This window comes from Pseudodonghicola flavimaris (assembly GCF_030164425.1).
Lineage (GTDB): Bacteria > Pseudomonadota > Alphaproteobacteria > Rhodobacterales > Rhodobacteraceae > Pseudodonghicola > Pseudodonghicola flavimaris.
In genome coordinates this window covers 293,291-318,040 of sequence record NZ_JASNJD010000003.1, presented here as the reverse complement: position 1 = coordinate 318,040, position 24,750 = coordinate 293,291, and the positions used below count along the sequence as shown (strand labels likewise).

Genomic DNA, 24,750 nt, shown 5'->3' with positions numbered 1-24,750 from the left:
CGGATGGCGGGGTTCGACACTTTCGCGATGGTCGACTGGTCGGGCGGCAACGACCGGGGGCCGCGCCCCTGTGCCGACGCCATCTGGGCCTGTGTCGCACGGCGCGGCGGGGCGACGGGGAGACCGGTCTATCTGCGCAACCGTGCGCTGGCCGAGGACTGGCTGATCCGGCTGATCGAGGCGGAACGGGCGGCGGGGCGGCGGTTGATGATCGGTTTCGATTTCCCCTTCGGCTATCCGCGGGGATTTGCCGCCGCGCTGACCGGGCGGGCGGATCCCCTGGCGCTCTGGGACTGGTTCGCGGCGCGGGTGAGCGATGCGCCGAAGGCCAACAACCGCTTCGATCTGGCGGCGGAGATCAACCGCCGGTTCGGGGGGCGCGGGCCGTTCTGGGGCAACGGGCTGAAACGCGATATCGCGGGGCTGCCCCGCACCAAGCGGGATTATCGCAACCCTTTCCCGGACCGGCGCCTGGCCGAGCGGCAACCGCAGACCCGCGGCAGTTTCACCCTCTGGCAGATGTCCGGGGCCGGGGCGGTCGGCGGGCAGGTCATCATGGGGCTGCCGGTGCTGGCCCGGCTGCGTCACCGGTTCACCGGGGCGGTGGCGGCCTGGCCCTATGAGGCCCTGACCGCGCCGGTGGCACTGGTGGAGATCTGGCCGTCGCTGACGTTGGGGCGCGGGCCGGAGGGAATGATCCGCGATGCCTGGCAGGTGCAGCAGGTCGCCGGCGATCTGGCCGCCCGCCCGGAGGCGGAACTGGCCCGGCTGCTGGACGTGACGGCGCCGGAGGAGGGCTGGATCCTCGGCCTCGACCCGCGTCTGGCGGCGGGCGGGGCCTAGACGGGCGCGGTCAGGCCGAGCGCGGCGCGCAGCGGCGCCATCTCGCCGGCCCGCATCCGGCCGTCGCGGCGGATGAACATGCCGCGCAGCTCGGTGCCGCGCACCACATGCCGGTCGCCGATCCGGCCCAGGTAATCCAGCGTCAGGGTCTTGTCGCCCCATTCCTGCAGCCGCAGTTCCAGCGTCATCAGATCGCCATCGAGCGCGGGAGAGAGGAATTTCGCATGCACATCCATCAGGCCGATGCCCTGGGCGTCGAGATCGCGGCAGAGCTTGCGATGCCCGCCGGCGGCCTTTTGCAGGAAGCTGTGAAAGCAGCGGTCGAACCAGCGGAAGTAATTCGGGTAAAAGACGATCCCCGCCGGGTCGCAATGGCCGAAACTAATCTGAACCTCCATCGAGAAATCGGGAGCTTGCATGACGTCTTCCATCCTGTGATCCACGCTGTGCAGGGGGCCGTTCCGACAACGGCCGCCCGGGTCAGCCGCAGGCTGTACAGAGCATTGGCGGCGGCGTCCACCGTTGTGGATCGCCCGCGACGCGGCGGCGTGGCGCAGGGGCGGGCGCCGGTCAGCGGCCCTTGAACGCCGGTTTGCGCTTTTGCAGGAAGGCGGCGACCCCCTCGGCGGCATCGGCGCTCTGGGCCAGCAGGCTCTGTTCGGCGGCCTCGGCGCTGAAGGTCTCGCCATAGGACAGGCCGTCGGTGCGGCGGATCAGCCGCTTGGCTGCGGCCATGGCCAGCGGCGCGCCGGTGGCGATCCGGCCGGCCAGCGCCCGTGTCTCCTGCGGCAGGCTGTTGGCCGGATGCAGGCTGTTGACCAGCCCCAGTTCCAGCGCCTCGGCGGCGGGGATATGACGGCCCTCGAGGATCGCCTGCAATGCCCGGCGCGGTCCCATGGCGCGTTCCAGCAGCCAGAAACAGCCGCCGTCCGGGATCAGGCCAATGGCGGCGAAGGCCATGTAGAGGGTGGCATCCTCGGCCATGGTGACCAGATCGCAGTTCATCGCCAGCGCCGCGCCGATGCCGGCGGCGACGCCATGCACCTCGGCGATCCAGATCTTGGAGGAGGCGGCGATGCCGCTGTAGATCGGCCGATAATCGCTTTCCAGCCGCTGATGCACCGGCGGGCGCATCGGCTCGGTCAGATCGGCCCCGGCGCAGAAGCCGCGGCCGGCGCCGCGCAGGATGATCACGCGCAGCTCCGGGTCGTTCTCGGCCTCGTCCACCGCCTGGCGCAGCCCGGCGCGCAGCGCATCGTTCAGCGCATTGCGCGCCTCGGGGCGGGACAGGGTCAGCGTGGCGACGGTGCCGTCGCGGGTCAGGGTCACGGGCAGGTCGGTCATCGGGACATCCTTCAGGTCTTCAGGTCAGGGCGCCGGCGGCGCGCAGCCGGGCAAGGGTTTCGGCATCGCAGCCGGCCTCGGTCAACAGGGCCTCGGTCTCGGCGCCGGGGGCGGGGGGCAGGCCGGGGGGCGGGGCCGGGGTGCGGTCAAACCGCGGCGCGGGCGCGGCCTGGGTCACCCCGCCGCGGGTGAAGAAGGTGCCGCGGGCGGCCAGATGCGGGTGCTCTGGCGCCTCCGACCAGCTGAGGATCGGGGCGACGCAGGCGTCAGAGCCGTCGAAGATCGCCATCCAGTCGTCTCGGCTCTTCTGCGCGAAGACCTCGGCATAGGCGTCACGCCGGTCGGGCCAGGTGCGGGCGTCCATCTGGGTTGCCCGGTGATCTTCCGGCAGGCCGGCCAGCCGCACCAGTTCGGCGAAGAACTGCGGCTCCAGCGGTCCGACCGACAGGAACTTGCCATCGGCGCAGGCATAGGCGCGATAGAAGGGGGCACCGCCGTCCAGCAGATTGGCCTCGCGCGTCTCGCTCCAGTGACCGCGCGCGATCCAGCTGTGGATCAGCGCCATCAGCGCCGAGGCGCCGTCGACCATCGCCGCATCCACCACCTGCCCCTTGCCGGAGGATTGCCGTTCGAACAGCGCCGCCATGATGCCGAACAGCAGGAACATGGTGCCGCCGGCGTAATCGGCGCCGATGTTCAGGGGCGGCGTCGGCACGTCATCGGCGCGGCCGGTGGCGTTCAGGAACCCGGTGAGGCCGAGGTAATTGATATCGTGCCCGGCCATCTGGGCCATCGGCCCATCCTGCCCCCAGCCGGTCATGCGGGCGAAGACCAGCCCCGGGTTGCGGCTTTGGCAGACCTCGGGGCCCAGGCCCATCCGCTCCATCACCCCGGGGCGAAAGCCCTCGATCAGCACGTCGGCGCGGGCGATCAGCGCCAGCGCCGCCTCGATCCCCTCCGGGGTCTTCAGGTTCAGCGCGGCGGACCGCTTGCCCCGGGTGTTGATGTCGGTCGGATCGGCGGGGCGGGATGTGCGGGTGATCAGGATCACCTCCGCCCCGAGATCGGCAAGGAACTGGCCGGCGAGAGGGGCCGGTCCCAGCCCCTCCATCTCGACCACGCGCAGACCCTTGAGCGGCCCGCTCATGCCGCCTTGGCCTCAGCGCCGCGCAGCCGGTCCAGCGCCCCTTCGGGGATCGCGAAACGGTCGCCGTAGCGCTCTGCCAATTCCGCCGCGCGGGCGGCGAAGGTGTCGATGCCGATGCCCCGGATGAACTGGATCGCGCCGCCGGTGTGTGCGGGGAAGCCGATGGCGAAGATGCCGCCGAGGTTCGCCTCCACTTCCGTGTTCAGCACCCCCTCATGCAGGCAGCGCAGGGTTTCGATCGCCTGGCGGTAAAGCAGCCGGTCCTTGGCATCGTCGAGCGTGATGCCGCCGTTGCCATGGGCGAATTGCGCCAGCCCGGGCCAGAGCGATTTGGTCCCGTCGGCGGCATAGTCGTAGAACCCACCGCCATAGCGGCGACCGCCGCGTCCCTGGTCCAGCATCGCGTCGACCACGGCATTGCTGGCCTCCATGTCGATGGGCAGGCCGTTTTCGACGCCCAGCCGCTTGTCCAGCGCCTCGTGGGTCTTGCGGATCTTCTGGGACAGCACCAGCGAGGTTTCGTCGTGCACCGCCAGCGGTCCCACCGGCATCCCGGTCAGCCAGGCGGCGCGTTCGATCGCCACCGGCGACATGCCGTCGCGCATCAGCGCCATACCCTCGTCGAGGTAGGTGGAGAACACGCGGCTGGTGAAGAAACCGCGGCTGTCGTTCACCACAATGGGCATATAGCCGATGCGGCGGACGTAATCGTAGGCCTTGCGCAGGGTGTCCTGGCTGGTCTTCTCGCCCATGATGATCTCCACCACCTTCATCTTGTCGACCGGGCTGAAGAAATGCAGCCCGATGAAGCGGGTTGGATCGGGGCAGAATTCTGCCAGCACCGAAATCGGCAGGGTCGAGGTGTTGGAGCCGTAGATGCCGTCTTCGGACAACTGCCCGAAGGTGGCGCCGATGACCTTTTCCTTCAGGTCGATATCTTCGAACACCGCCTCGATGATGATGTCGGTGCCGGCGAAATCGGCGTCATCGGTACTGGGGGTGATCCGCGCCAGCAGCTCGGCCTTCTGCTGCTCGGTCATGCGGCCGCGTCCGATCAGCTTGTCGGCCAGACCGGCGGAATAGGATTTGCCCTTTTCGGCGGTTGCCAGCTCCATGTCCTTCAGCACCGCCGGCAGCCCGGCCTGGGCATGGGCCCAGGCGATGCCACTGCCCATCATGCCGGCGCCGAGAATGGCCGAGGTCCTGGGCGCCCAGGCGGGCCCCTCCGGCCGGATACTGCCGGATTTGATCGCCTGGGTGCCGAAGAAGAAGGTGTTGATCGCGGCTTTCGCCTCCGGCGTCACGGCGAGGGCGCAGATGCCGCGGCTTTCCATCCGGAGCGCCGCCTCGACCCCCATGCGCATGGAGTTGACGGCGATATCCAGAATCTTCGCCGGTGCCGGCATCAGCCCGCGGGTCTTCTTGTAGAGAATCGCCGGTGCGCCCATCGCGGTCTGGCGAATGCGCGGGTGCAGCGCGTCGCCGCCGGGATAGTGGAAATCCTTGCGGTCCCAGGGCTGTTGCCAGGTCTCCGGGTTGGCCTTGATCCAGGTCTTGGCGGCGGGGACCAGATCCTCGCGGCTGGCGACGATCTCATCGACCATGCCTTCCTTCAGGGCCTTTTGCGGCTTGGCGGGCTTGCCCTCCAGCAGATAGGGCAGGGCCTTTTCCAGCCCCAACAGCTTGGTCAGCCGCACCACGCCGCCGGCGCCGGGCAGGATGCCCAGCGTCACCTCTGGCAGGCCGACGATGGCGGCGGGATCGTCCACCACGATGCGGTGATTGCAGGCCAGGCAGATTTCATAGCCGCCCCCCAGTGCGGCGCCGTTGATCGCGGCGACGAAGGGCACCTGCAGCTTCTCCATCACCCGGAACGGCGCCTTGTTGGCCTCGAACATCGCCAGGCTCTCCGGTCCGGCGCTGTCGATATCGCGCAGCCCGTTCAGGTCTCCGCCGGCGAAGAAGGTCTTCTTGGCCGAGGTGATGACAACGCCCGCCAGCCCCTCCTCTGCCTGAAGCCGGGTCAGGATTTCCTCCATCATCGGGATGTAGCGGGTGTTCATCGTATTGGCGGATTGCCCTGCCATATCCAGCGTAACGGTGACGATGCCATCGGCATCGCGGTCATAGTGGTAATCGGTGCCGTAGGTATATTCGGTCATCTGGTTCCCCTCCCTCAGACGCGTTCGATGATGCTGGCGATGCCCATGCCGCCGCCGACGCACATGCAGATCAGCGCGCGTTTCAGGTTCCGCCGCTCCAGCTCGTCCAGCATGGTGGAAACCAGGCAGCCGCCAGTGGCGCCCAGCGGATGGCCCATGGCGATGGCGCCGCCGACCACGTTCAGCTTTTCATCCGGCACGTTCAGATCGCGCTGCAGCCTGAGCGCGACCGAGGCGAAGGCCTCGTTGATTTCCACCAGATCGATGTCGTCGATGGTCAGCCCGGCCTTGGCCAGCGCCTTTTCCGAGGCCGGCCCCGGCCCGGTCAGCATGATGGTGGGTTCCGTCGCGGTCAGCGCGATGGAGACGACCCGGCCGCGCGGCGTCAGCCCCAGGTCCTTGCCGGCGCGTTCGTTGCCCAGAAGGATCAGCGAGGCGCCGTCGACGATACCGGAGGAATTGCCAGGGGTGTGGACGTGGTCGATCCGCTCGACCTCGGGGTATTTCGCCAGCGCCACCGCATCGAAACCGAAGGCGCCGGGCACCGCGAAGGAGGGTTTCAGCCCGCCCAGCTTCTGCATGTTGGTATCGGGCTTGATGAAATCGTCCCGTTCCAGGATGGCGATGCCGTTTTCGTCGCGCACCGGCACGACCGAGCGGTCGAACCAGCCGGCGTCGCGGGCCTGTGCGGCACGTCGCTGGCTTTCCAATGCGAAGGCGTCGACATCGTCGCGGCTCCAGCCGCCGAGGGTGGCGATCAGGTCGGCGCCGATCCCCTGCGGCACGAACCCGGTCTGGAACGAGGTGCCGGGATCCTCGGCAAAGGGGCCGCCATCGGCGCCCATCGGCACGCGGCTCATGCTTTCATAACCCCCGGCGCAGACCATGTCCTCCCAGCCGGAGGCGATCTTGGCGGCGGCGGTGTTGAAGGTGTCGAGACCGGAGGCACAGAAGCGGTTCACCTGGGCGCCGGGGACCGATTCGTCCCAGCCGGCCTTTTGCAGCGCGATCTTGGGCAGCACCGCGCCCTGTTCCATCACCGGGGTGACGCAGCCCATCATCACATCGTCGACCCGCGCGGTGTCGAGATCGTGGCGGTCCTGCATCTCGGACAGCAGCGTGGTGACGAGGTCGATGGGTTTGACCTCATGCAGGGAGCCATCGGGCTTGCCCTTGGACCGCGGGGTGCGGATGGCGTCGTAGATATAGGCGGCTTCTGTCATTCGGGGGTCCCTCCTCCGGGCGTGGCCGCGCGCCTTCTGGGCAGGGCGGGCGCGGCGCTGATGTGATGTACGGATATCGTGAACGGGCGCATGTGGCTGCGCCGGGGCAGGGGCACCGGGTCGCACGGCACCTCTGCGGATCGCGGCGGCCTCCCTTCCGCCGGGGGCGCCTGGCCCTCGCTTCGCTGGGCGGGATTTGAACAGGCGAGCCGAAAACCTGTCAACGGGGCGGCGGCGGTGGTGACGCAACGGCGCGGGGCGCGCCGGTGGGGTCAGCCGGGCGATCGCCGCAGGTCAGGCCGCGCCGGCCAGCAGCGCTGGGAACCCGGCGTAATCGTCGAACCGCGCCCGGTGCGGCAGCGCCTCCACCGGCGATTTGCGATAGCCTTCGGTGAAGAGCAGGAAGGGAACCCCGGCGCGCCGGGCGGTTTCGGCGTCGGTCTCGCTGTCGCCGACATAGATCCGCGGCCCGGCGGGCAGCGCGGCATAGGCGGCCTCAAGCGGCGCCGGATCGGGTTTCTTCACCGCCAGCGTGTCGCCGCCGATGATCACCGGGAAAAAGCGGGTCAGGTCGAAGGCGTCGAGGATGTCGCGCGCCGGTGCCTCGGGCTTGTTGGTGCAGATGCCGAGGGCGTGGCCGGCGGCCCGCAGCGTCTCCAGCGTCTCGGGCAGGCCGGGATAGAGGCGGGTACGCACGGCGCTGGCGGCGCCATAGACCTGCAGCATCCGGGCGGTCAGCGTCGCGTGTTCCGCCATCGGCCGGCCCTGCGCCTGCAGCGCGCGTTCCACCAGCAGCGGCACGCCGCCGCCGATGAAGCTGATCACCGTGGCCAGATCGAAGGGGCTGCCGCCGGCCTCGGTCATCACCTGATTGAGCGCGGCGTGGATATCGGGGGCGCTGTCGATCAGGGTCCCGTCGAGATCGAAGACAATCGCGGCCATGCCGCCCCCTTTCCTGACGCGTCAGCCCGCCTCCGGTACGAAGCGATAGCCGTCGCTGGTTTTCTCCGCCCGGCCCAGTCCCCCTGCGGGCAGGTGGAAGCCGATCAGCCGCATCTGTTCATAGGCCAGCTGATCGAGCAGCGCCAGACGGGTCGCCGCGGCAAGCGTCTGGTCCTGGTCCGAGCCGGAGGGCCAGCCGGGGCGGGCAAAGGCGAGGTGGCCGTTGCCGATGGCATCGCCCACGACCATCACCGCCTCGGTGCCGCGGCGGATTTCAAAGGACATATGTCCGGGCGTGTGGCCGAAGCTGGCGCGGGCGGCGACCCCGGGCAGGATTTCGGCGCCATCGTCGAAGAAGGTGATGGCATCCTCGAGAACCTCCAGCCGGCGCCGGGCACCGACCGCGAAACTGGTGCGGGCGCTGCCGATGCTGTCGACGGTGGCGGGGTCGTACCAATACGCCCATTCGGCCCGACCCATCAGATGGGTGGCATTGGCGAACAGCGGATCGTCGAAATCGTCCAGCACCCCCCAGAGGTGATCGGGGTGGCCATGGGTGAAGACGACATGGGTGATATCCTCGGGCGCCAGCCCGGCGGCGTCGAGCGCGCCGAGAAGTTCCCCGGCAGAGGGCTGAAAGGCATTGCCGGCGCCGGCATCGAACAGCACCACGCGGTCGCCGTCCCGCAGCAGGGTGACGTTGCAGGGCGCGTTGAGCGGCGCATCCGCCGACAGACCGAAATCCGACAGCAGCGGTGCCAGCTCGGCCTCCGGCATCGGGCCGAAGATGAAATCTGCCGGCAGCACCAGATGCCCGTCCGACAGGGTCTGAACCGTCACCCCGCCAAAGCTCAGTTCGGTCGCCGCCCAGAGCCGGCCGGCGCCGGTGCCGGCCAGGGCCAGCCCGGCGCCACCGGTTTGCAGCAATCGCCGTCGCGTGATCTGCATGGTCTTCCTCCTCTCCATGTCCTCCGAAAGGTATCGTCGCATTCGCATGTGTGAATGGCAATCGCGAAACCGGTGTGGGGCAGGTGGGGGGCGAAGATCCGCGACGCGATCGGCCGGCACGAAAAAAGGGGGCCGCCCGGGCCCCCTTTGCCGCCGATCTCGTGATCGGGCTCAGGTCTGGTGATAGGCGGTGACGCGGTCGACCTCTTCGGTCGAGCCGAACACCAGCGGCGTGCGGGCGTGCAGCTTGTCCGGCACCTGGTCCAGCAGCGGCGCCCGGCCGGTGGTGGCCCGGCCGCCGGCCTGTTCGATCAGCATCGCGATCGGGGCGCATTCATAGACCATGCGCAGGCGCCCCATCTCATAGCCTTTGCGGCTGTCGCCGGGGTAGAGGAAGATGCCGCCGCGCGACAGGATGCGATGGGTTTCGGCCACCAGAGAGGCGACCCAGCGCATGTTGAAGGTCTTGCCCAGCGGTCCGGCCTCGCCCTTCTGGCAATCGGTGACATAGGCCTGAACCGGGGCCTCCCAGCGCAGCGCGTTGGAGGCGTTGATGGCGAATTCCTTGGTTGCCGCCGGGATCGGCTTGGGGCTGTCGACCGGTTTGAACACCCGGTCCTCGGGGTCCAGAACGAAGGTCAGCACGCCATCGCCGAAGGTGACGACCATGGCGGTCATCGGCCCGTAGACGATATAGCCGCCGGCGATCTGCTCGCGGCCCGGGCGCAGGAAGGTGTCCTCTGCATCGGGCTGGGCCGGGCGGATCGAGAAGATGGTGCCGATCGACACGTTCACATCGATGTTCGAGGAGCCGTCGAGCGGGTCGATGGCCAGGCCCAGGGTGCCGTCGGCGTCGATCTCGACCACCTCTTCCTGTTCTTCGGAGGCATACCAGCGCACGCCGGTGCCGGGCAGCGCGGCGGCGAAGGCCTCGTCGGCGATCACGTCCAGCGCCTTCTGGTTGTCGCCATCGGAGTTGTTGCCGACCTCGGCCGCGAGCGACCCGCCGCCCAGCGGGCCTCGGGCGATGGTCAGGGCCAGATCGGCGGCGACGCGGGCCAGGGCCTGCATCGGAGCGGCGAGCGTGGCGGGAACGGTGCCTTCGGGGGCGATAAGGCTGGGCATGGCGGTCAAGATCTGGTCCTCCGTTCTCGGGAATGGCTGAAACGCGCGGCTTTGACCTAGCGGGATTTGCCGCCGCCGAAAAGCCGATTAGCGGGACGGGGCGGCGATTGGCGGTGTTTTGTGGCGCTGCCGGCATCGGTTCGGGCGGGGCGGGTGAAACTCAGGCGAATCTTTGCCTGACAAAATCGCTTGGGTTGACATAGGTGACGGATTTAGTCAGTTATTGGGTTCACTCAGCCAACCCGGCGCCCGGGTCAGCCAGCCGCAAAAATCACTTAGGAACGCGCCCATGTCCTGTCCGACCGATGCCCGGCGGCCCTGCGACCGGTCGGCTGCCCCTGCCGGGGACAGCCTCTGGACCATTCTCGCCGATGCCGGTGTCCGGCTCGGGCTGTCCGTGGACGCCGTGATCGACCGTATCGAGTCCGAAACGAGGATCTGGCGATGACCATTCACAGCACCGAGCCCCTCCGCAGTACCCCGAGCCAAGCCATTCCCGCCCACCGGGCCGAGGACCTGACCAGCGGCGGCAACCTGGCCCATATCGCGTTGGGCGATCAGATCTATACCCTGCGGATCACCCGCGCGGGCAAGCTGATCCTGACGAAATAACCCCCGTTTGCCGGGACTTGGTCAATCTGCGTCCCGCCAGACGCAGGGCACGGTCCCGGTGCGGCGGGATTGCAAAGCATTCCACATTGTGCATCTGTGTCTTCTGACACGACGGCAGTGAGGAGTGGCGATGCGAAAGTTTATCTTGGCGTCTGCGCTGGCGGTTCTGGCAACCGCGTCGGCAGGTTACGCGGCAGAGCTGACCGTTGAGCAGCGCGATATCACCGAATGGAAGGCGGTCTTCGGCCGGATCGAGGCGCGCGATCAGATCGACGCGCGTTCCCGGTTGGGCGGTACGCTGGTGTCGATCGATGTGACCGAGGGCAGCGATGTCACCGAAGGTCAGGTGATCGCCACCATTCACGATCCCAAGCTGGCGCTGCAACTGGAGGCGGCACAGGGCAATATCGACGCGCTGCGCTCGCAGCTGGACAATGCCCGGACCGAGCTGACGCGCGGTGAGAACCTGCAAGAGCGCGGGGTGATCACCAGCCAGCAGCTCGATTCGCTGCGCACCAACGTGAGCGTTCTGGAAAACCAGATCGCCGCTGCGGTGGGCGACAAACGGGTGATCGAGGAACAGGCGGCCGAGGGCGCGGTGCTGGCGCCGATCGCCGGCAAGGTCCTGGACGTGCCGGTGACCCGCGGCACCGTGGTGTTGCCGGGCGAGACCATCGCCTCGATCGGCGGCGGCGGCTTCTTCCTGCGGCTGGGGGTGCCGGAACGGCATGCCCCCTTCCTGCATGAGGGGATGGATATCCGCATCGGCACCTCCGGCGAGGAACGGCTGGGCCGACTGGCCAAGGTCTATCCCGAGATCCAGACCGGCCGGGTGATCGCCGATGTCGAGGTCGAGGGGCTGAACAGCGATTTCGTCAACGCGCGGGTACTGGTCAGCCTGCCGATCGGTGCGCGCAAGGCGTTGCTGGTGCCGGCGGTGGCGGTGGAGACACGCATGGGGCTGGATTTCGTGCCGGTGCGCGCGGCCTCTGGGGCGGTGATCCGCCGCGCCGTGGTGCCGGGCCAGCATGTGACGGTCGATGGTTCCGAGATGATCGAGATCCTCTCGGGTATCAGTGTCGGCGACACGGTGGTGACCGGCGATGAGTGAGACCTCCGAGGGCAAGAAGGGCCTGGGCATCGCCGGCGGCCTGACCAGAACGTTCATCCGCTCGCCGCTGACGCCGCTGATGATCCTGGCGGCGCTGATGGTCGGGCTGGTGGCCCTGATCAGCCTGCCGCGCGAGGAAGAGCCGCAGATCTCCGTCCCGATGGTGGATATCCACATCGCGGCGCCCGGGCTCCGGGCCGAGGATGCGGCGAAACTGGTGACCGAGCCGATGGAGACCATCGTACGCGGCATCGGCGAGGTGGAGCATGTCTATTCCACCTCGACCGACGATTACGCCATGGTCACCGCGCGGTTCCTGGTCGGCACCAATGCCGATTCCGCCATCCTACGGGTGCATGACAAGGTGCGCGCCAACATGGATCAGATCCCGGTGGGGATCGCCGAGCCGCTGATCGTCGGGCGTGGCATCGACGACGTGGCCATCGTGACCCTGACGCTGGCCCCGAAACCGGGGGCGGAGGAGATCACGGCGAATGACCTGACCCGGGTGGCCCGCGAACTTCAGGTCGAAATGGCCAAGATCCAGGATGTGGGTCTGACCTATATCGTCGGCGAAAGCCCCGATGCGATCCGGATCGCCCCCGATCCGAACAAGCTGGCACTGTTCGGGGTGACGCTGCAGGGGCTGGCCGACAAGGTCGAGGCGGCGAACAACGCCTTTTCCACCGGCACGGTGCGCGACCGGGGCCAGCAGATCCCGCTGGTGGCGGGGGAGACCCTGCAGGCCCCGGCCGAGATCGGCAATCTGCTGCTGACCACCACCGACGGCCGGCCGGTCTATGTGCGCGACGTGGCCGATATCAGCTTCGTTCCCGACACGTCGGACAAGATCGTCTCGAACATCGCGCGCGACGGCGACGGCGGCCTGCGCCGCACCCCGGCAGTGACGCTGGCGGTGGCCAAGCGCGCCGGTGCCAATGCGGTGGTGGTGGCCGAACAGATCCTGCATCGCGTCGACCTGCTGAAGGAAACGCTGATCCCCGAGGATATCGCGGTGGAGGTGACCCGCGATTACGGCGAGACCGCCAACGAGAAGGCGAATGAGCTGCTGTTTCACCTCGGGCTCGCCACGGTGTCGATCGTGGCGCTGGTGTTCTTCGCCATCGGCTGGCGCGAAAGCATCGTGGTCGCCATCGTCATCCCGGTGACCATCCTGCTGACGCTCTTCGCCGCCTGGATCATGGGCTATACGCTGAACCGGGTTTCGCTCTTCGCGCTGATCTTCTCCATTGGCATCCTGGTCGACGACGCCATCGTGGTGATCGAGAATATCGCCCGTCACTGGGGCCTGCCGGAGAAGGGCGACCGTGCCGAAAAGGCGATCCGCGCGGTGGCCGAGGTCGGCAACCCGACCATCGTCGCCACCCTGACGGTGGTGGCGGCGCTGCTGCCGATGCTCTTCGTTTCCGGCATGATGGGGCCCTATATGTCGCCGATCCCGGCGAATGCCTCCGCCGCGATGATCTTCTCCTTCTTCGTGGCGGTGATCATCACGCCCTGGCTGATGCTGAAGATCGCCGGCCGGGCGCCCCTGCACGCGCATGAGGGCGGCGGCCATGGCGGCCGTCTGGGCCGGGTCTATGCCGCGGTCGCGCGGCCGATCCTGAAGTCCAAGGGGCGGTCCGGGCTGTTCCTGCTGGTCGCGGCCGGGCTCAGCTTCGGCTCGATGGCGGCGTTCTACACCAAACATGTGACGGTGAAGCTGCTGCCCTTCGACAACAAGTCGGAACTGGCGGTGATGATCGACCTGCCCGAGGGGTCTTCGGTCGAGGCGACCGATGCGGTGGCCCAGGACGTGGCGCAGGTGATCATGCAGCTGCCCGAGGTGGTGTCGATCCAGACCCATGCGGCGGCGGCGGCACCCTTCAACTTCAACGGGCTGGTGCGGCATTATTATCAGCGCGCCAGTGCCGAGCAGGGCGATCTGCAGGTCAACCTGACGCCCAAGGGCGAGCGGGACCGTACCAGCCACGAGATCGCGCTGGATATCCGCGAGCGGATCGCCAGGGTCGCGGTGCCGGAGGGCACGGTGCTGAAGACGGTGGAGCCGCCCCCCGGCCCGCCGGTGATCGCCACCCTGCTGGCCGAGGTCTACGGCCCCGATCCGGAGGTCCGGCGCGAGGCGGCGCGGCTGATCCGCAAGGCGTTCGAGGACGTGCCCTATGTGGTCGATGTCGACGACAGCTTCGGCACCCAGAGCCGGCGGCTGCGCGCCACCGTTTCAACCGACCAGCTGGAGTTCTTCGGGGTGGAGGAGGGCGATGTCTTCTCGACCATCCAGATCCTCAACGGCGGCACCACGGTGGGTTATTCCCATCGCGGCGAGGGGCGCCGGCCGATCCCCATCGTGGTGGAGCGGGACAAATCGCAGAAGCGGATCGACGAGAGCTTCCTGACCACGCCGATCCCCGCCGCGCTGGAGGATGAGGCGCGCGGCGTCGTCGAGCTGGGCGATGTGATCGACCTCCGCGAGGAGAAAGTGTCCTATCCGATCTTCCGCCACAATGGCCGGACGGCAGAGATGGTGCAGGGCGAGCTGGCGGGCCAGTTCGAGGCGCCGCTTTACGGCATGATCGCCGTCGCCGACCGGATCGAGAAGATGGACTGGCCCGAGGGCACCAAGCCGGTGATCTCGTTGCATGGCCAGCCCGAGGACGAAAGCCATGTGACGCTGCTCTGGGACGGCGAGTGGGAGGTGACCTGGGTGACCTTCCGCGACATGGGGGCAGCCTTCGGCGTCGCGCTGGTGGGGATTTACATCCTGGTGGTGGCGCAATTCGGCTCGTTCCGGCTGCCGCTGGTGATCCTGACGCCGATTCCCCTGACTTTCCTCGGAATCATCGGCGGCCACTGGCTGTTCAACGCGCCGTTCTCGGCGCCCTCGATGATCGGCTTCATCGCGCTGGCCGGGATCATCGTGCGAAACTCCATCCTGCTGGTGGACTTCATCCGCCACGAAGGCCGACCCGAGACGCCGCTGGTGGAAACCCTGCTGCTGGCCGGCTCGATTCGCTTCAAGCCGATCCTGCTGACGGCGGTGGCGGCGATGATCGGCGCGGTGGTGATCCTGGCCGATCCGATCTTTCAGGGGCTGGCGATTTCGCTCCTGTTCGGTCTGCTGACATCGACCCTGCTGACGGTGCTGGTGATCCCGGCGATCTACCGAGTCTTCAAGACCTGAGGTCGCGCGCGACAGGAACGCGAAACGCCCGGGGATTTCCCCGGGCGTTTTCGTTTTATCGCAGCTTTTCGTGGCCCCGGGGTTCCGTCCGGAGCGGGCTGAAACGGTCCGCCGTACCATTCTTGCCCGTCCTTTTCTGGCCCCAAATATCCCCGCCGGCGGCCAGCGCCGCAGGCGCAGTCGGGACAGGAAGATGACGCTCAGCGCAGCCGCTTGATCAGCGCCGAGGTATCCCAGCGCGCGCCGCCCATGTTCTGCACGTCCTTGTAGAACTGATCGACCAGCGCGGTCACCGGCAGGCTGGCGCCGATCTCGTTGCCGGTGGCAAGGCAAATCCCCAGATCCTTGCGCATCCAGTCGATGGCGAAGCCGTGGTCGAACGCACCGTCGATCATGGTGCCATGGCGATTGACCATCTGCCATGATCCGGCGGCCCCACCGGCGATCACCTCGACCACCGCGCGCCCGTCGAGCCCGGCCTTCTCGGCAAAGGCCAGCCCCTCGCTCAGCGCCTGCACCAGCCCGGCGATGCAGATCTGGTTGACCATCTTGGTCAGCTGTCCGGCACCGCTGTCGCCCAGCCGCTTGATCGACTTGCCATAGGCCTGCATCACCGGCTCCGCCGCTTCATAGGCGGGCTGATCGCCGCCGCACATGATCGAAAGCACCCCGTTCTGGGCGCCGGCCTGCCCGCCGGAGACCGGCGCGTCGACAAAGTCCAGGCCAGCGGCCTTTGCTGCGGCGTACATCTCGGCGGTGACCTTGGCCGACACCGTGGTGTGATCGACGAAAAGCGCGCCGGGCGTCATGCCGGCGAAGGCGCCGGTCTCGCCCATGCAGACCTGCCGCAGATCGTCGTCGTTACCGACGCAGGCCATCACGAAATCGGCGCCGGCGGCGGCCTCTGCCGGGGTGGCGGCGGCGGCCCCGCCATACTCCTTGACCCAGGCCTCGGCCTTGGCGGCGGTCCGGTTGTAGACCGTCACCTCATGCCCCGCCTTCGCCAGATGCCCGGCCATCGGGTAGCCCATCACCCCCAGCCCCAGAAACGCAACTTTCGCCATCTCTTCGTCCTTTCGGTCTGTCGCCCGGTGCCATCGTGGTCCGGCGCGCATTCGTTCCGTCGCGACCCTAGCGGCAACACGGGGCCGGGGCAAAGCCCCGGGTGGTGCCGGCCTCAGTGGCCGGAGATGGAGCGCTCCATCAGCCGTTGAAACAGGCGCGGCGACAGCCGGTTCAGCCGCCAGCTGAGCCGGGCGACGCGGCCGACCGGGATGAAGGGCCGGCGCCGGGCCAGACCGCGCAGGATCTCCGCCGCCGCCTGATCGGGGGTCATGTAGTCCATCCCGTCGCCGGCGGAGCCAGGCCGTGCGATCCCGTCGGCCTGACGCTGGTCGTTGCCGATATTGGTGGCGACAAAGGACGGCGCGGCAATCGCCACGTGAACGCCATGCGTCCGCTCCTCCGACCGGAGCGAACCGAAGAACCCCTCCAGCGCGTGTTTCGAGGCAGCATAGGCGGTGCGGTGATAGAGCGGCGAGAAGCCGGCCACCGAGGAAATCGCCAGATGGGTGCCGCCCGCCGCCCGCACCGGGGCCAGCAGGGCGCGGGCCATCTCGACTGCGGCGAAATAGTTGATCTCGAACACCCGGCGGTGGCTGGCGGCATCGCTCTCGGCGAAGGCGCCGATCTGGGTGATCCCGGCGTTATAGACCGCCAGATCGACGCAGTTACCGGACCACTCCGCCAGCCGCGCCATCGCGGCGGCGAGGCTGGCGGCATCGGTCAGATCGCAGGCCAGCGGCAGTTGGTTGCCGGTCTCCTCCAGCCCCGCGACCTCCAGATCGAGAAGCGCGACGCGCCAGCCCCCGGCCCGGAGCCCGGCGGAGAGCGCCCGGCCCAGCCCGCCGGCGCCCCCGGAAATCACCGCCGTCCTCATAGCCCGGCCCATCGCTGCCAGCCCGCGAAGGTCTCGGCGCTGGTCTTTGCGGGGATATAACCGAAGTCGCGTTTCAACGCGCTGTTGTCCAGCACCGGGCGATATTGCAGGAACCGCACCTGCTCCGGCCCGTAGCGGCTGAGCCCGAGCGGATGGGCGATGCCCAGGGCCGCCTTCACCGCGCAGGCGGGCAGGGTGAGCAGCGGTTTGCCCAGCCGCCGCGCCAGCTCCGCCATGTCCAGTGCGCCGTCGCCCGCGACATTGTAGATGCCCGCCGGTCCCCCGGTCGCCGCGCGCAGCAGGATGCGGGCCAGATCGCGGGTCCAGATGAAGACGAAGGGGCTGGCGCTGCCGCGGATCGCCAGCAGGCGCGGCCTGCGGAAGAGCGCGGTGATCTGATTGTCGGTGCCTTCGCCCAGCACGGTGCCGACGCGCAGCACCACCTGCTCTAGCTGGGGATGGCTCTGCCGCGCCTCTGCCAGCATCTCCTCCACCTGCCGCTTGTGATCGGCATAGGCGAATTCCCGGTTGCCGCGCAGCGGATCGCTTTCGCTGAGCCAGGCTGGATTGTCGGCGTGATAGCCATAGGCGGCGCCGGAGGAGGTGACGACAAGCCGCCGCGTGCCGGCGGCAAGCGCGGCGTCGAGCACGTGGCGGCTGCCGTCGACATCGACGCGATAGGCAAAGTCGCGCCCCAGCCCCGGCGGCGGCGTGACGATGGAGGCCAGATGCACCACCACCTCGGGCCGTTCGGTCGTGATGACGCGGGCGGGATCGCCGCCGGTCACATCCATCCGGGCGAAGCGGGCATTGGCCGGCAGATCGGGCGGCGCGGCCAGATCGGTGGCGATCACCTCGTGATCGGTGGCCGCCAATTCCTCCAGCAGCGTGCGGCCGACCATGCCGCCGGCGCCGGTGATCAGGATACGGGTCATCGTGCCGCCTCCCTCTGGGACAGGATGGCCGCCAGCCCGAGGCCGGAGACCGCGTGCCAGATGCCCCAGAAGGCCGCCACCACCGCCATGCCGCCGAGCCCGCCGAAGAAGGCGAAGATCAGCACCAGGCCCAGGCCGGAGTTCTGGATCCCGGTCTCGATGGTGATGGCACGGCGATCGAAGGGCGACAGCCGGGTCAGAGTGGCCATGACCCAGCCGCCGCCCAATGCCAGGGCGTTGTGCAGGATCACCAGACCCGCCACCGCCCCGGCATAGCCGAGAAAGAAGCTCCAGTTCGACATCAGCGCGATCAGGATGAAGCCGCAGAAGATCGCCATCGACAGCCCCTGCAGCGGCCGGTGCAGCCGTGCGGTCAGATCGGGCCGGCGGAGGTTCAGCTGCATGCCGAGGACCAGCGGCAGCACCAGCATCAGCCCCACCGTCACCGCCACCTGCAGCGGGTCGATCTGGGTCTGCTGCAGGATTGCCCGGGTCGGAGCGTAAAGCCCGCCCCAAAGCGCGATGTTCAGCGGCGTGAGCACGATCGCCAGCACGGTGGCGCAGGCGGTCATCGACACCGACAGCGCGGTATTGCCGCCGGCCCGATGGGTGATGAAGTTGGAAATGTTGCCGCCCGGGCAGGCCGCCACCAGGATCAGCCCCAGCGCGATCGACGGGCGGGGCTGCATCGCCAGCACCAGCCCGTAGGTCAGCACCGGCAGCACCAGGAATTGTGACATCAGCCCGACGATCAGCGGCTTCGGCGCCCGCCGCAGCCGGTCGAAGTCGCTGGGCTTGAGGTCGATGGCGATGGAGAACATCACCACCGCCAGAATGGCGTTCAGTAAGGTCAGCGAGGCGGGACTGAAATTCAGCGTGATATCGTCGATCCCGCTCATGCCGCCTGTCCCTTGGCCAGCCGGGCGATCCAGCCGGTCACGGCCTTTCGGTAGGTCGCCTTGTCGACGTAATATGCCATGCGCGGCAGCTTGAGATAGGCCATGCCGCCGGTGGCGCGGTCGAACCCGCCGGCCTTTTCCGCCCGCAGCGCCTGGGCCGCGGCCCCACCGGCGCGCAGCCCGGCGATATAGCGCGCCACCATCTCGGCCTGTTCGTGCCGCCCCTGCCAGCCGAGCCCCGAGGCCTCGACCATGCCCAGCACGAACAGATCGTCACGCGTCGGGTGCATGCAGTTGAGGTAGAGATGCGGCGCGTCGCCCTGCCAGTTCAGCAGCGCCTTGTCGATGAAGGGGTAATGCAGCTTGTACCCGGTGGCGGCGACGATCATGTCATAGTCCGCGCGGCTGCCATCGGTGAAATGCACCGTGTTGCCCTCGAACCGGTCGATATCGGGGCGAATGCGGATATCGCCGTGGCCGGCATGATGCAGCACCAGCGAATTCACCACCGGGTGGCTTTCGTAGAGCTGATAGTCGGGCTTGGGAAAACCGTAGCGTTGCGGGTCGCCGACGAACCATTTCAGGATCACCCCGTCGATCCGCCGCTTCAGCCACATCGGCAGCCTGATCGCGCCGCCCATGGTGTCCGCCGGCTTGCCGAAGACGTATTTCGGCACGAAGTAATATCCCCGCCGCATCGACAGGTCGCAGCTTGCCCCGTGATGGATCGCATCCACCGCGATGTCGCAGCCGGAATTCCCGGCGCCGACGATCAGCACCCGCTTGCCGTCGAATTGCGAGGCCGTGCGATAGGCGGAGGAATGGATCAGTTCCCCCGCGAAATCGCCCTTGAATTGCGGCATGTTGGGTTCCGACAGGGTGCCGTTGGCGATCAGAACGCCGGCGAAGATCTCCTCCTGCTCGCCCTCCGCATCGCGCCAGACCACGCGCCAGCCGTCGCCCGACCCGCCCACCGGTTCGACGCGGATCACCTCGGTGCCGAACCGGTAATGGCGGTAGAGGTCGAATTCCCTGGCGAAGTCCCGGAAATACCCCTTCAGCTCACGATGCGAGGGGTAATCGGCCACCTCGTCCCGCATCGGGAAATCGGTGAACTCGGTCATCCGTTTCGACGAGATCAGATGCGCCGATGCGTACATCGTCGACTTCGGCCCGTTGATATCCCACAGCCCGCCGACATCCCTGTGCAGTTCGAACCCCTGAAACCCGATGCCCTGCTCTGCCAGAACCTTGGCCATGGCAAGCCCCATCGGTCCTGCCCCGATCAGGGCAAACCTGTTACGCATTTCCGTCATGTCTCCTCCCATGTTAGACTTATTTTGAACGATCGACCAAAATAAGCAATACGCTTTCGCAGCCCCGGGAATTGACTTGGAAAAACAACGTAAAAGAGCCCCCTCGCAGCGCTCCCTGCAGACCCGGGAGAAGATTCTGGACGCGGCGGAGCGGGTGTTCGCCGAACGGGGATTCGATGGCGCCAGCATCCGCGACATCGCCGCCGCCGCCGGGGTCCAGGCCGGGCTGGTGCATCATCACGGCGGCAGCAAGGAGGCGCTTTTTGCCAGAACCGTCGCGCGAAGGGCGGAGACGCTGTCGCAGCTCAGGCTCGATGCGCTTGAAAACCGCCGCGCCGCCGGGCCGCTGACGGCGCGCGATCTGCTGGACTGCTTCATGGGCCCCTATATCCACATGGCGGGTTCCGGCGGGCCGCAATGGCTGGCCTATGCCCGGCTGGTCGCACATGTCTCGGCCGATCCGCGCTGGCGCGATCTGGCGGCGGACTGGTTCGATCCCACCGCGCGCCGGTTCATCGCCGAGCTCGCCGCGCTCAGCCCCGGGGCGGATCCGCGCCGGGTGGCGGCGGGCTTCGTCTACGCGGTGGCGGCGATGCTGGCGCATCTGACCTCCGGCTGGCGGGTGGGGGCGCTGGGGCTGGCCGAAGGCGGAGCGGAGGCCGGCGATCTGCTGGATTTCTGCGTCGCCGGGATCGAGGCCACGCTCGCCCCCGCAGCGATGTGACGCAGCGGCACGAGCGCGGTGGACGTCAGGTGGCCGATTGCCTTTGCCCGCCTGCCGCTTAGCATCCCGCCGACGGAGGATTTCAGAGGGAGGAGGCGACGTGAGCCTGATCACCAAGACATCGGCCTGGGCCGAGGAAGAACACCGGATGTTCGCCGACGCGGTCGGCAGATTCTACGACGCGGAACTGGTGCCGAACATGGATCGCTGGGTCGATCAGGGCATGGTCGACCGCGATTTCTGGACCAGGGCCGGCGAGGCCGGCATCATGTCGGGCGCGATCTCCGAGGACTTCGGCGGCGCCGGCGGCGGCATCGGCTTCGACGCGATCACCGTCTATGAACAGGGCGCGCGCGGCGATTGCGGCTGGGGCTTCTCGATCCAGTCGATCGTGATGCACTATCTCGTCGCCTTCGCCACCGAGGAGCAGAAACAGCGCTGGCTGCCCAAGCTCGTCACCGGCGAGATGGTCGGCGCCATCGCCATGACCGAACCCGGCACCGGATCGGATCTGCAGGCGGTGCGCACCACCGCCGAGAAGGATGGCAATTCCTATCGGCTGAACGGGTCGAAGACCTTCATCACCAATGGCCATACCGCCGATCTGATCATCGTCGTCGCCAAGACCGACAAGACCGCGGGCGCCAAGGGCGTGTCGCTGATCGCGCTGGAGACCGAGGGAGCCGAGGGCTTCCGCCGCGGCCGCAACCTCAAGAAGCTGGGCATGAAGGCCAACGACACCGCCGAGCTGTTCTTCGAGGACGTCAAGGTGCCGATGACCAACCTGCTGGGCGGCGAAGAGGGCCAGGGGTTCTATCAGCTGATGCGGCAACTGCCCTGGGAACGGCTGCTGATCGCGCTGACCGCGCTCGGCACCATCGATTTCGCCATCGCCGAGACGGTGAAATACGTGCAGGAGCGCAAGGCCTTCGGCAGCCGGGTGATGGATTTCCAGAACACCCGCTTCAAGCTGGCCGAGGCCAAGACCAAGGCGGAACTGCTGCGCAGCTTCGTCAACGATTGCATCACCCGGCTCGAGGCCGGGGAACTCGACGCCGCCACCGCCTCGATGGCGAAATACTGGGGCAGTCAGACCCAGAACGAGGTGGTGCACGAATGCCTGCAGCTGTTCGGGGGCTATGGCTTCATGATGGAATATCCCATCGCCCGGCTCTACGGCGACAGCCGGGTGCAGATGATCTACGGCGGCACCAACGAGATCATGAAGGAACTGATCGCGCGGTCGCTCGATATCTGACGCAGCGCCTCTACGGGCATCCGATGCGAATCGGGGCCCCTTCGATCTGGTCCAAATATCCCGGGGAGTTTGAGGGGCTGGCCCCTCAATCCCTTGGGCCTCAATCGCTGCCCGGCGCCGGGCCGGTGGTGCCGGGTAGTGGTGGAAAACCGGTTCCCGTCGGCGCCGTTGCGGCTTAGGGTGGCAGCAAATCACCCACCGCAGGACCGCCCGATGACCGCCCCGATGATCCATATTCTCAATGGTCCCAACCTCAATCTCCTGGGGCAGCGCGAGCCGGAGATCTACGGGGCGGAAACGCTGGCCGATGTCGAACGGCTTTGTGCCGAGCGCGCCGCCGGCCTCGGGCTCGCCACGGCGCTGTTTCAGTCGAACCATGAGGGCGAGATCGTCGAGATGATCCATCGCGCCCGCTCAGAGGCGGCGGGTATCATCATCAACCCGGCCGCCTATACCCATACCTCCGTGGCAATTCTCGATGCGCTCAACGCCTTCGACGGCCCGGTGCTGGAGGTGCACATCTCCAATGTCCACAAGCGCGAGAGCTTTCGTCATCACTCCTATGTCTCTGCCCGGGCCGAGGGGGTGATCGCGGGCTTCGGCATTCAGGGCTATGATCTGGCGGTGCAGCGCATGGCGGTGCTTCTGGGCTGAGGCCCCGCCTGCCTGTCTTTCCGGCAGCCCGGGCGATGGGGCGGCGCCCGGTGGTGTCGCTGCTGCGGGCGGCACTTTCCCGTCCCGTCGTTTGCCGATATGCGGCTTGGAGGGGGGGCGGCCACGCCGGCCGCCGGCCGCGCCAGACAACCGGGACATCAAGAGGACCGCGCCACATGACCGACTATCTCTTCGAACCGCCGAAGCTCCAGACCATTCCCGTTCAGGGCGAGACGGCGCAGTATCCGGTGGGCCGTATCTTCTGCGTCGGGCGCAACTATGCCGCCCATGCCGCCGAGATGGGCGGCGAGGTGGACCGAGAGGCGCCCTGGTATTTCATGAAATCGTCGAGCGCCTATGTGGCCAGCGGGACGACCATTCCCTATCCGCCGGGAACCGAGAATTTCCATTACGAGATGGAGCTGGCGCTGGTGCTGGGCGCGCCGGTGTTCCAGGCCGATGAGAGCGCGGCGCAGGCGGCGATCTACGCCTATGGCTGCGGCCTCGACATGACCCGGCGCGACCGTCAGCAGGATGGCAAGGACCATCGCCGGCCCTGGGATCTGGGCAAGGACATTGAGAATGGCGCGGTGATTGCACCACTGACCCGGGCCACCGACTGGCAGCCCGCAGGCCAGCGGATTCATCTGGAGGTCAACGGCGAGGTCAAGCAGGACGCGACGCTGGAGGAAATGGTCTGGAACGTGGCCGAAATCGTCGCGCATCTGTCGAAATTTTATCACCTGGTGCCGGGCGATCTGATCATGACCGGCACGCCGGCAGGGGTCGGCCCGGTGGTCGCGGGCGATGAGATCACCGGCGGCATCGACGGGCTCGCCCCTATCGCGCTGCGCATCGGGCCGGCCGAATAACCCGGCGGGCTTCGGCCTTTACCTCATGGACCGTTACGACGGCCGGGATGTCCCGGCCGTTTTCTTTTGCTGCGCCGGTCCCGGGCCCCTGCCACAGCCATGTGCGGGGGGACGCACAGAAGCGTTGCGAATCTGTGGCAAATTAGTTATTGATTACAACAATTATCAGATACAGCCGATTGCGGCGCAGAAGGACCGGAAGACGCATCATGACCAACCCCATGCTTCGCATCGACATTCAGGGCGATATCGCGGTTCTGACCATGGACCGTCCGGAGAAGCGCAACGCCATGTGCGATCAGCTTCTCGAGGAGATCGACGCCTTCTTCTCCAAGCCGCCGGCGGAGGTGAAGGTGGCGGTACTGACCGGCACCGCCGGGCATTACTGCTCGGGCCTCGATCTCAGCGAACATGTGGCGCGCGACGCCGAGGGCACCATGCGCCATTCGCGCAACTGGCACGGGGTGATGGACAAGATCCAATACGGTGGGCTGCCGGTGGTCTCCGCCATGATGGGCGCGGTGATCGGCGGCGGACTGGAGCTGGCGACCTCGACCCATGTGCGGATCGCCGAGCCGTCGACCATCTTCCAACTGCCCGAGGGGCGGCGCGGCATCTATGTCGGTGGCGGCGCCAGCGTGCGGGTGGGCCGTATCCTCGGCGCCGACCGGATGGTCGAGATGATGCTGACGGGCCGCAAGTACAACGCTGAGGACGGCACTGCGCTGGGGCTCGCGCATTATTCGGTGGGCGAGGGCGAGGCGCTGCCGATGGCGATGGACCTGGCCCGCAAGATCGCCAGCAACGCGCCCTTGTCGAATTACGTGATGATCCATGCGCTCAGCCGGATCGAGGATATGGACAAGGCCGGTGGCCTGTTTACCGAAAGCCTCTGCGCCGCGCTGACCCAGACCAGCCCGGACGCGGTCGAAGGCCTGGCGGCGTTTCTTGAAAAACGCGCGCCCAGCTTCGGGCAGGGGCGGTGAAACGGCCGGCCGCAGCCAGGCGCGACGCCGCCACTTCGGCTCCGGAGGCCGGCCAGCAGGTGTCCGACGATACGCTGCGCGAATTCATCGGCTATCACATCAAGCGCGCCTTCAACGTGGTGCAGGCCGATCTGAACCAGGCACTTAAGCCCCTGGGACTGCGCATGGTGACCTATTCGGCGCTGGTGCTGATCGTCGATAACCCGGGCCTGCGCCAGTCGCAGCTGGCCGAGGCGCTGGATGTCGAACGGGCCAATCTGGTGGTGATCATCGACGAGCTGGAGGGCCGCGATCTGATCACCCGCGACCGGGTGCCGACCGACCGGCGCGCCTATGCGCTGAACCCGACACTGGCGGGCCGGCGGCTGTATGACCGCGCGCTTGAGGCCGTGCGCGGCCACGAAAGACGTATCCTGAACGGGATGACGGAGGAGACCAAGCTGGCGGTGATCGGGGCGATGTCCCTGATCCGGCAAAGCTCTGGGGGAGGTTCGAAGGGAGGATGAAC

At 67.6% G+C, this 24,750-nt stretch carries 24 protein-coding genes; 11 read left to right on the top strand and 13 right to left on the bottom strand.

What is annotated here, in order from left to right:
• The first annotated feature begins 3 nt into the window (after nucleotides 1–3).
• Complete coding sequence (locus QO033_RS06030) at nucleotides 4–843, top strand: molybdopterin guanine dinucleotide synthesis (protein WP_284480042.1); 840 nt, start codon at nucleotides 4–6, stop codon at nucleotides 841–843.
• Here QO033_RS06030 and QO033_RS06025 read toward each other — a convergent pair.
• From QO033_RS06025 to QO033_RS05990, 8 genes are all read right to left on the bottom strand, one after another.
• Nucleotides 840–1,262, bottom strand: coding sequence for an acyl-CoA thioesterase (locus QO033_RS06025; protein ID WP_284480041.1), 423 nt, complete (start codon nucleotides 1,260–1,262; stop codon nucleotides 840–842). The two genes, QO033_RS06030 and QO033_RS06025, sit on opposite strands and share 4 nt — an antisense overlap.
• A 151-nt stretch (nucleotides 1,263–1,413) precedes the next feature.
• A complete protein-coding gene (locus QO033_RS06020; protein ID WP_284480040.1) occupies nucleotides 1,414–2,187 on the bottom strand; it encodes an enoyl-CoA hydratase/isomerase family protein in 774 nt (257 codons plus the stop codon).
• A gap of 19 nt (nucleotides 2,188–2,206) precedes the next feature.
• Nucleotides 2,207–3,334 (bottom strand): CaiB/BaiF CoA transferase family protein, encoded by a 1,128-nt coding sequence (locus QO033_RS06015; RefSeq protein ID WP_284480039.1) that lies wholly within the window; start codon nucleotides 3,332–3,334, stop codon nucleotides 2,207–2,209.
• The gene (locus tag QO033_RS06010) at nucleotides 3,331–5,496 is read right to left on the bottom strand and encodes a 3-hydroxyacyl-CoA dehydrogenase NAD-binding domain-containing protein (RefSeq protein WP_284480038.1); all 2,166 of its coding nucleotides are present in this window, start codon (nucleotides 5,494–5,496) and stop codon (nucleotides 3,331–3,333) included. Before QO033_RS06010 ends, QO033_RS06015 begins: the two co-directional genes overlap by 4 nt.
• A 14-nt stretch (nucleotides 5,497–5,510) precedes the next feature.
• Complete coding sequence (locus tag QO033_RS06005; protein WP_284480037.1) at nucleotides 5,511–6,719, bottom strand: acetyl-CoA C-acetyltransferase; 1,209 nt, start codon at nucleotides 6,717–6,719, stop codon at nucleotides 5,511–5,513.
• Nucleotides 6,720–7,013: 294 nt separating this feature from the next.
• A complete protein-coding gene (gene gph / locus QO033_RS06000) occupies nucleotides 7,014–7,661 on the bottom strand; it encodes a phosphoglycolate phosphatase (RefSeq protein WP_284480036.1) in 648 nt (215 codons plus the stop codon).
• A 21-nt stretch (nucleotides 7,662–7,682) separates the two neighbouring features.
• Nucleotides 7,683–8,609: an MBL fold metallo-hydrolase gene (locus QO033_RS05995; RefSeq protein WP_284480035.1), complete on the bottom strand. Its 927-nt coding sequence runs from the start codon at nucleotides 8,607–8,609 to the stop codon at nucleotides 7,683–7,685.
• Between the two features lie 171 nt (nucleotides 8,610–8,780).
• A complete protein-coding gene (locus QO033_RS05990; protein ID WP_407682097.1) occupies nucleotides 8,781–9,734 on the bottom strand; it encodes a class 1 fructose-bisphosphatase in 954 nt (317 codons plus the stop codon).
• 289 nt (nucleotides 9,735–10,023) lie between these two features.
• On the opposite strand from QO033_RS05990, the gene QO033_RS05985 reads away from it, so the two are divergent.
• The 4 genes from QO033_RS05985 to QO033_RS05970 all read left to right on the top strand — a co-directional run bounded on the left by QO033_RS05985 (nucleotide 10,024) and on the right by QO033_RS05970 (nucleotide 14,659).
• Nucleotides 10,024–10,182, top strand: a complete 159-nt coding sequence (locus QO033_RS05985; protein ID WP_284480034.1) for a hypothetical protein — start codon at nucleotides 10,024–10,026, stop codon at nucleotides 10,180–10,182.
• Complete coding sequence (hemP, locus tag QO033_RS05980; protein WP_284480033.1) at nucleotides 10,179–10,346, top strand: hemin uptake protein HemP; 168 nt, start codon at nucleotides 10,179–10,181, stop codon at nucleotides 10,344–10,346. The genes QO033_RS05985 and hemP overlap by 4 nt, the downstream gene beginning before the upstream one ends.
• Before the next feature lie 130 nt (nucleotides 10,347–10,476).
• The gene (locus QO033_RS05975; protein WP_284480032.1) at nucleotides 10,477–11,457 is read left to right on the top strand and encodes an efflux RND transporter periplasmic adaptor subunit; all 981 of its coding nucleotides are present in this window, start codon (nucleotides 10,477–10,479) and stop codon (nucleotides 11,455–11,457) included.
• Nucleotides 11,450–14,659: an efflux RND transporter permease subunit gene (locus tag QO033_RS05970; protein ID WP_284480031.1), complete on the top strand. Its 3,210-nt coding sequence runs from the start codon at nucleotides 11,450–11,452 to the stop codon at nucleotides 14,657–14,659. Before QO033_RS05975 ends, QO033_RS05970 begins: the two co-directional genes overlap by 8 nt.
• A gap of 200 nt (nucleotides 14,660–14,859) precedes the next feature.
• On the opposite strand, the gene QO033_RS05965 is transcribed toward QO033_RS05970, so the two are convergent.
• From QO033_RS05965 to QO033_RS05945, 5 genes are read right to left on the bottom strand one after another with little or no spacing between them, the layout of a single operon-like run.
• Nucleotides 14,860–15,840: an NAD(P)-dependent oxidoreductase gene (locus tag QO033_RS05965; RefSeq protein WP_407682096.1), complete on the bottom strand. Its 981-nt coding sequence runs from the start codon at nucleotides 15,838–15,840 to the stop codon at nucleotides 14,860–14,862.
• On the bottom strand, nucleotides 15,837–16,598 hold the full coding sequence (locus tag QO033_RS05960) for an SDR family NAD(P)-dependent oxidoreductase (protein ID WP_284480029.1): 762 nt from the start codon (nucleotides 16,596–16,598) through the stop codon (nucleotides 15,837–15,839). The genes QO033_RS05965 and QO033_RS05960 overlap by 4 nt, the downstream gene beginning before the upstream one ends.
• On the bottom strand, nucleotides 16,595–17,533 hold the full coding sequence (locus tag QO033_RS05955) for an SDR family oxidoreductase (protein ID WP_284480028.1): 939 nt from the start codon (nucleotides 17,531–17,533) through the stop codon (nucleotides 16,595–16,597). Before QO033_RS05955 ends, QO033_RS05960 begins: the two co-directional genes overlap by 4 nt.
• Nucleotides 17,530–18,432 carry a bile acid:sodium symporter family protein gene (locus tag QO033_RS05950; protein ID WP_284480027.1) on the bottom strand — a complete coding sequence of 301 codons (903 nt, stop codon included), beginning with the start codon at nucleotides 18,430–18,432 and terminating at the stop codon, nucleotides 17,530–17,532. The genes QO033_RS05955 and QO033_RS05950 overlap by 4 nt, the downstream gene beginning before the upstream one ends.
• A complete protein-coding gene (locus QO033_RS05945; protein ID WP_284480026.1) occupies nucleotides 18,429–19,739 on the bottom strand; it encodes a flavin-containing monooxygenase in 1,311 nt (436 codons plus the stop codon). Before QO033_RS05945 ends, QO033_RS05950 begins: the two co-directional genes overlap by 4 nt.
• Before the next feature lie 85 nt (nucleotides 19,740–19,824).
• Between QO033_RS05945 and QO033_RS05940 the strand changes: the two genes are divergently transcribed.
• The 6 genes from QO033_RS05940 (at nucleotide 19,825) to QO033_RS05915 (ending at nucleotide 24,748) form a co-directional block, all read left to right on the top strand.
• A complete protein-coding gene (locus tag QO033_RS05940) occupies nucleotides 19,825–20,472 on the top strand; it encodes a TetR/AcrR family transcriptional regulator (RefSeq protein WP_284480025.1) in 648 nt (215 codons plus the stop codon).
• A gap of 100 nt (nucleotides 20,473–20,572) precedes the next feature.
• Nucleotides 20,573–21,730 (top strand): acyl-CoA dehydrogenase family protein, encoded by a 1,158-nt coding sequence (locus tag QO033_RS05935; RefSeq protein WP_284480024.1) that lies wholly within the window; start codon nucleotides 20,573–20,575, stop codon nucleotides 21,728–21,730.
• Between the two features lie 213 nt (nucleotides 21,731–21,943).
• The gene (gene aroQ / locus QO033_RS05930; protein ID WP_284480023.1) at nucleotides 21,944–22,384 is read left to right on the top strand and encodes a type II 3-dehydroquinate dehydratase; all 441 of its coding nucleotides are present in this window, start codon (nucleotides 21,944–21,946) and stop codon (nucleotides 22,382–22,384) included.
• Between the two features lie 176 nt (nucleotides 22,385–22,560).
• Complete coding sequence (locus tag QO033_RS05925; RefSeq protein WP_284480022.1) at nucleotides 22,561–23,256, top strand: fumarylacetoacetate hydrolase family protein; 696 nt, start codon at nucleotides 22,561–22,563, stop codon at nucleotides 23,254–23,256.
• A gap of 209 nt (nucleotides 23,257–23,465) precedes the next feature.
• Nucleotides 23,466–24,242, top strand: a complete 777-nt coding sequence (locus QO033_RS05920; RefSeq protein WP_284480021.1) for a crotonase/enoyl-CoA hydratase family protein — start codon at nucleotides 23,466–23,468, stop codon at nucleotides 24,240–24,242.
• Nucleotides 24,239–24,748: a MarR family winged helix-turn-helix transcriptional regulator gene (locus QO033_RS05915; RefSeq protein ID WP_284480020.1), complete on the top strand. Its 510-nt coding sequence runs from the start codon at nucleotides 24,239–24,241 to the stop codon at nucleotides 24,746–24,748. Before QO033_RS05920 ends, QO033_RS05915 begins: the two co-directional genes overlap by 4 nt.
• Nucleotides 24,749–24,750: the final 2 nt, after the last annotated feature.

What these genes read in the sequence shown, in the direction of transcription:
- QO033_RS05995 (WP_284480035.1), bottom strand. Translation starts at nt 8,609, where the DNA reads ATGCAGATCACGCGACGGCGATTGCTGCAAACCGGTGGCGCCGGGCTG.
- gph (WP_284480036.1), bottom strand. Translation starts at nt 7,661, where the DNA reads ATGGCCGCGATTGTCTTCGATCTCGACGGGACCCTGATCGACAGCGCC.
- QO033_RS05975 (WP_284480032.1), top strand. Translation starts at nt 10,477, where the DNA reads ATGCGAAAGTTTATCTTGGCGTCTGCGCTGGCGGTTCTGGCAACCGCG.
- QO033_RS06005 (WP_284480037.1), bottom strand. Translation starts at nt 6,719, where the DNA reads ATGACAGAAGCCGCCTATATCTACGACGCCATCCGCACCCCGCGGTCC.
- QO033_RS05955 (WP_284480028.1), bottom strand. Translation starts at nt 17,533, where the DNA reads ATGACCCGTATCCTGATCACCGGCGCCGGCGGCATGGTCGGCCGCACG.
- QO033_RS06010 (WP_284480038.1), bottom strand. Translation starts at nt 5,496, where the DNA reads ATGACCGAATATACCTACGGCACCGATTACCACTATGACCGCGATGCC.
- QO033_RS05945 (WP_284480026.1), bottom strand. Translation starts at nt 19,739, where the DNA reads ATGCGTAACAGGTTTGCCCTGATCGGGGCAGGACCGATGGGGCTTGCC.
- QO033_RS05960 (WP_284480029.1), bottom strand. Translation starts at nt 16,598, where the DNA reads ATGAGGACGGCGGTGATTTCCGGGGGCGCCGGCGGGCTGGGCCGGGCG.
- QO033_RS06020 (WP_284480040.1), bottom strand. Translation starts at nt 2,187, where the DNA reads ATGACCGACCTGCCCGTGACCCTGACCCGCGACGGCACCGTCGCCACG.
- QO033_RS05990 (WP_407682097.1), bottom strand. Translation starts at nt 9,734, where the DNA reads ATGCCCAGCCTTATCGCCCCCGAAGGCACCGTTCCCGCCACGCTCGCC.
- QO033_RS05925 (WP_284480022.1), top strand. Translation starts at nt 22,561, where the DNA reads ATGACCGACTATCTCTTCGAACCGCCGAAGCTCCAGACCATTCCCGTT.
- QO033_RS06030 (WP_284480042.1), top strand. Translation starts at nt 4, where the DNA reads ATGGCGGGGTTCGACACTTTCGCGATGGTCGACTGGTCGGGCGGCAAC.
- QO033_RS06015 (WP_284480039.1), bottom strand. Translation starts at nt 3,334, where the DNA reads ATGAGCGGGCCGCTCAAGGGTCTGCGCGTGGTCGAGATGGAGGGGCTG.
- hemP (WP_284480033.1), top strand. Translation starts at nt 10,179, where the DNA reads ATGACCATTCACAGCACCGAGCCCCTCCGCAGTACCCCGAGCCAAGCC.
- QO033_RS06025 (WP_284480041.1), bottom strand. Translation starts at nt 1,262, where the DNA reads ATGCAAGCTCCCGATTTCTCGATGGAGGTTCAGATTAGTTTCGGCCAT.
- QO033_RS05950 (WP_284480027.1), bottom strand. Translation starts at nt 18,432, where the DNA reads ATGAGCGGGATCGACGATATCACGCTGAATTTCAGTCCCGCCTCGCTG.
- QO033_RS05985 (WP_284480034.1), top strand. Translation starts at nt 10,024, where the DNA reads ATGTCCTGTCCGACCGATGCCCGGCGGCCCTGCGACCGGTCGGCTGCC.
- QO033_RS05970 (WP_284480031.1), top strand. Translation starts at nt 11,450, where the DNA reads ATGAGTGAGACCTCCGAGGGCAAGAAGGGCCTGGGCATCGCCGGCGGC.
- aroQ (WP_284480023.1), top strand. Translation starts at nt 21,944, where the DNA reads ATGACCGCCCCGATGATCCATATTCTCAATGGTCCCAACCTCAATCTC.
- QO033_RS05920 (WP_284480021.1), top strand. Translation starts at nt 23,466, where the DNA reads ATGACCAACCCCATGCTTCGCATCGACATTCAGGGCGATATCGCGGTT.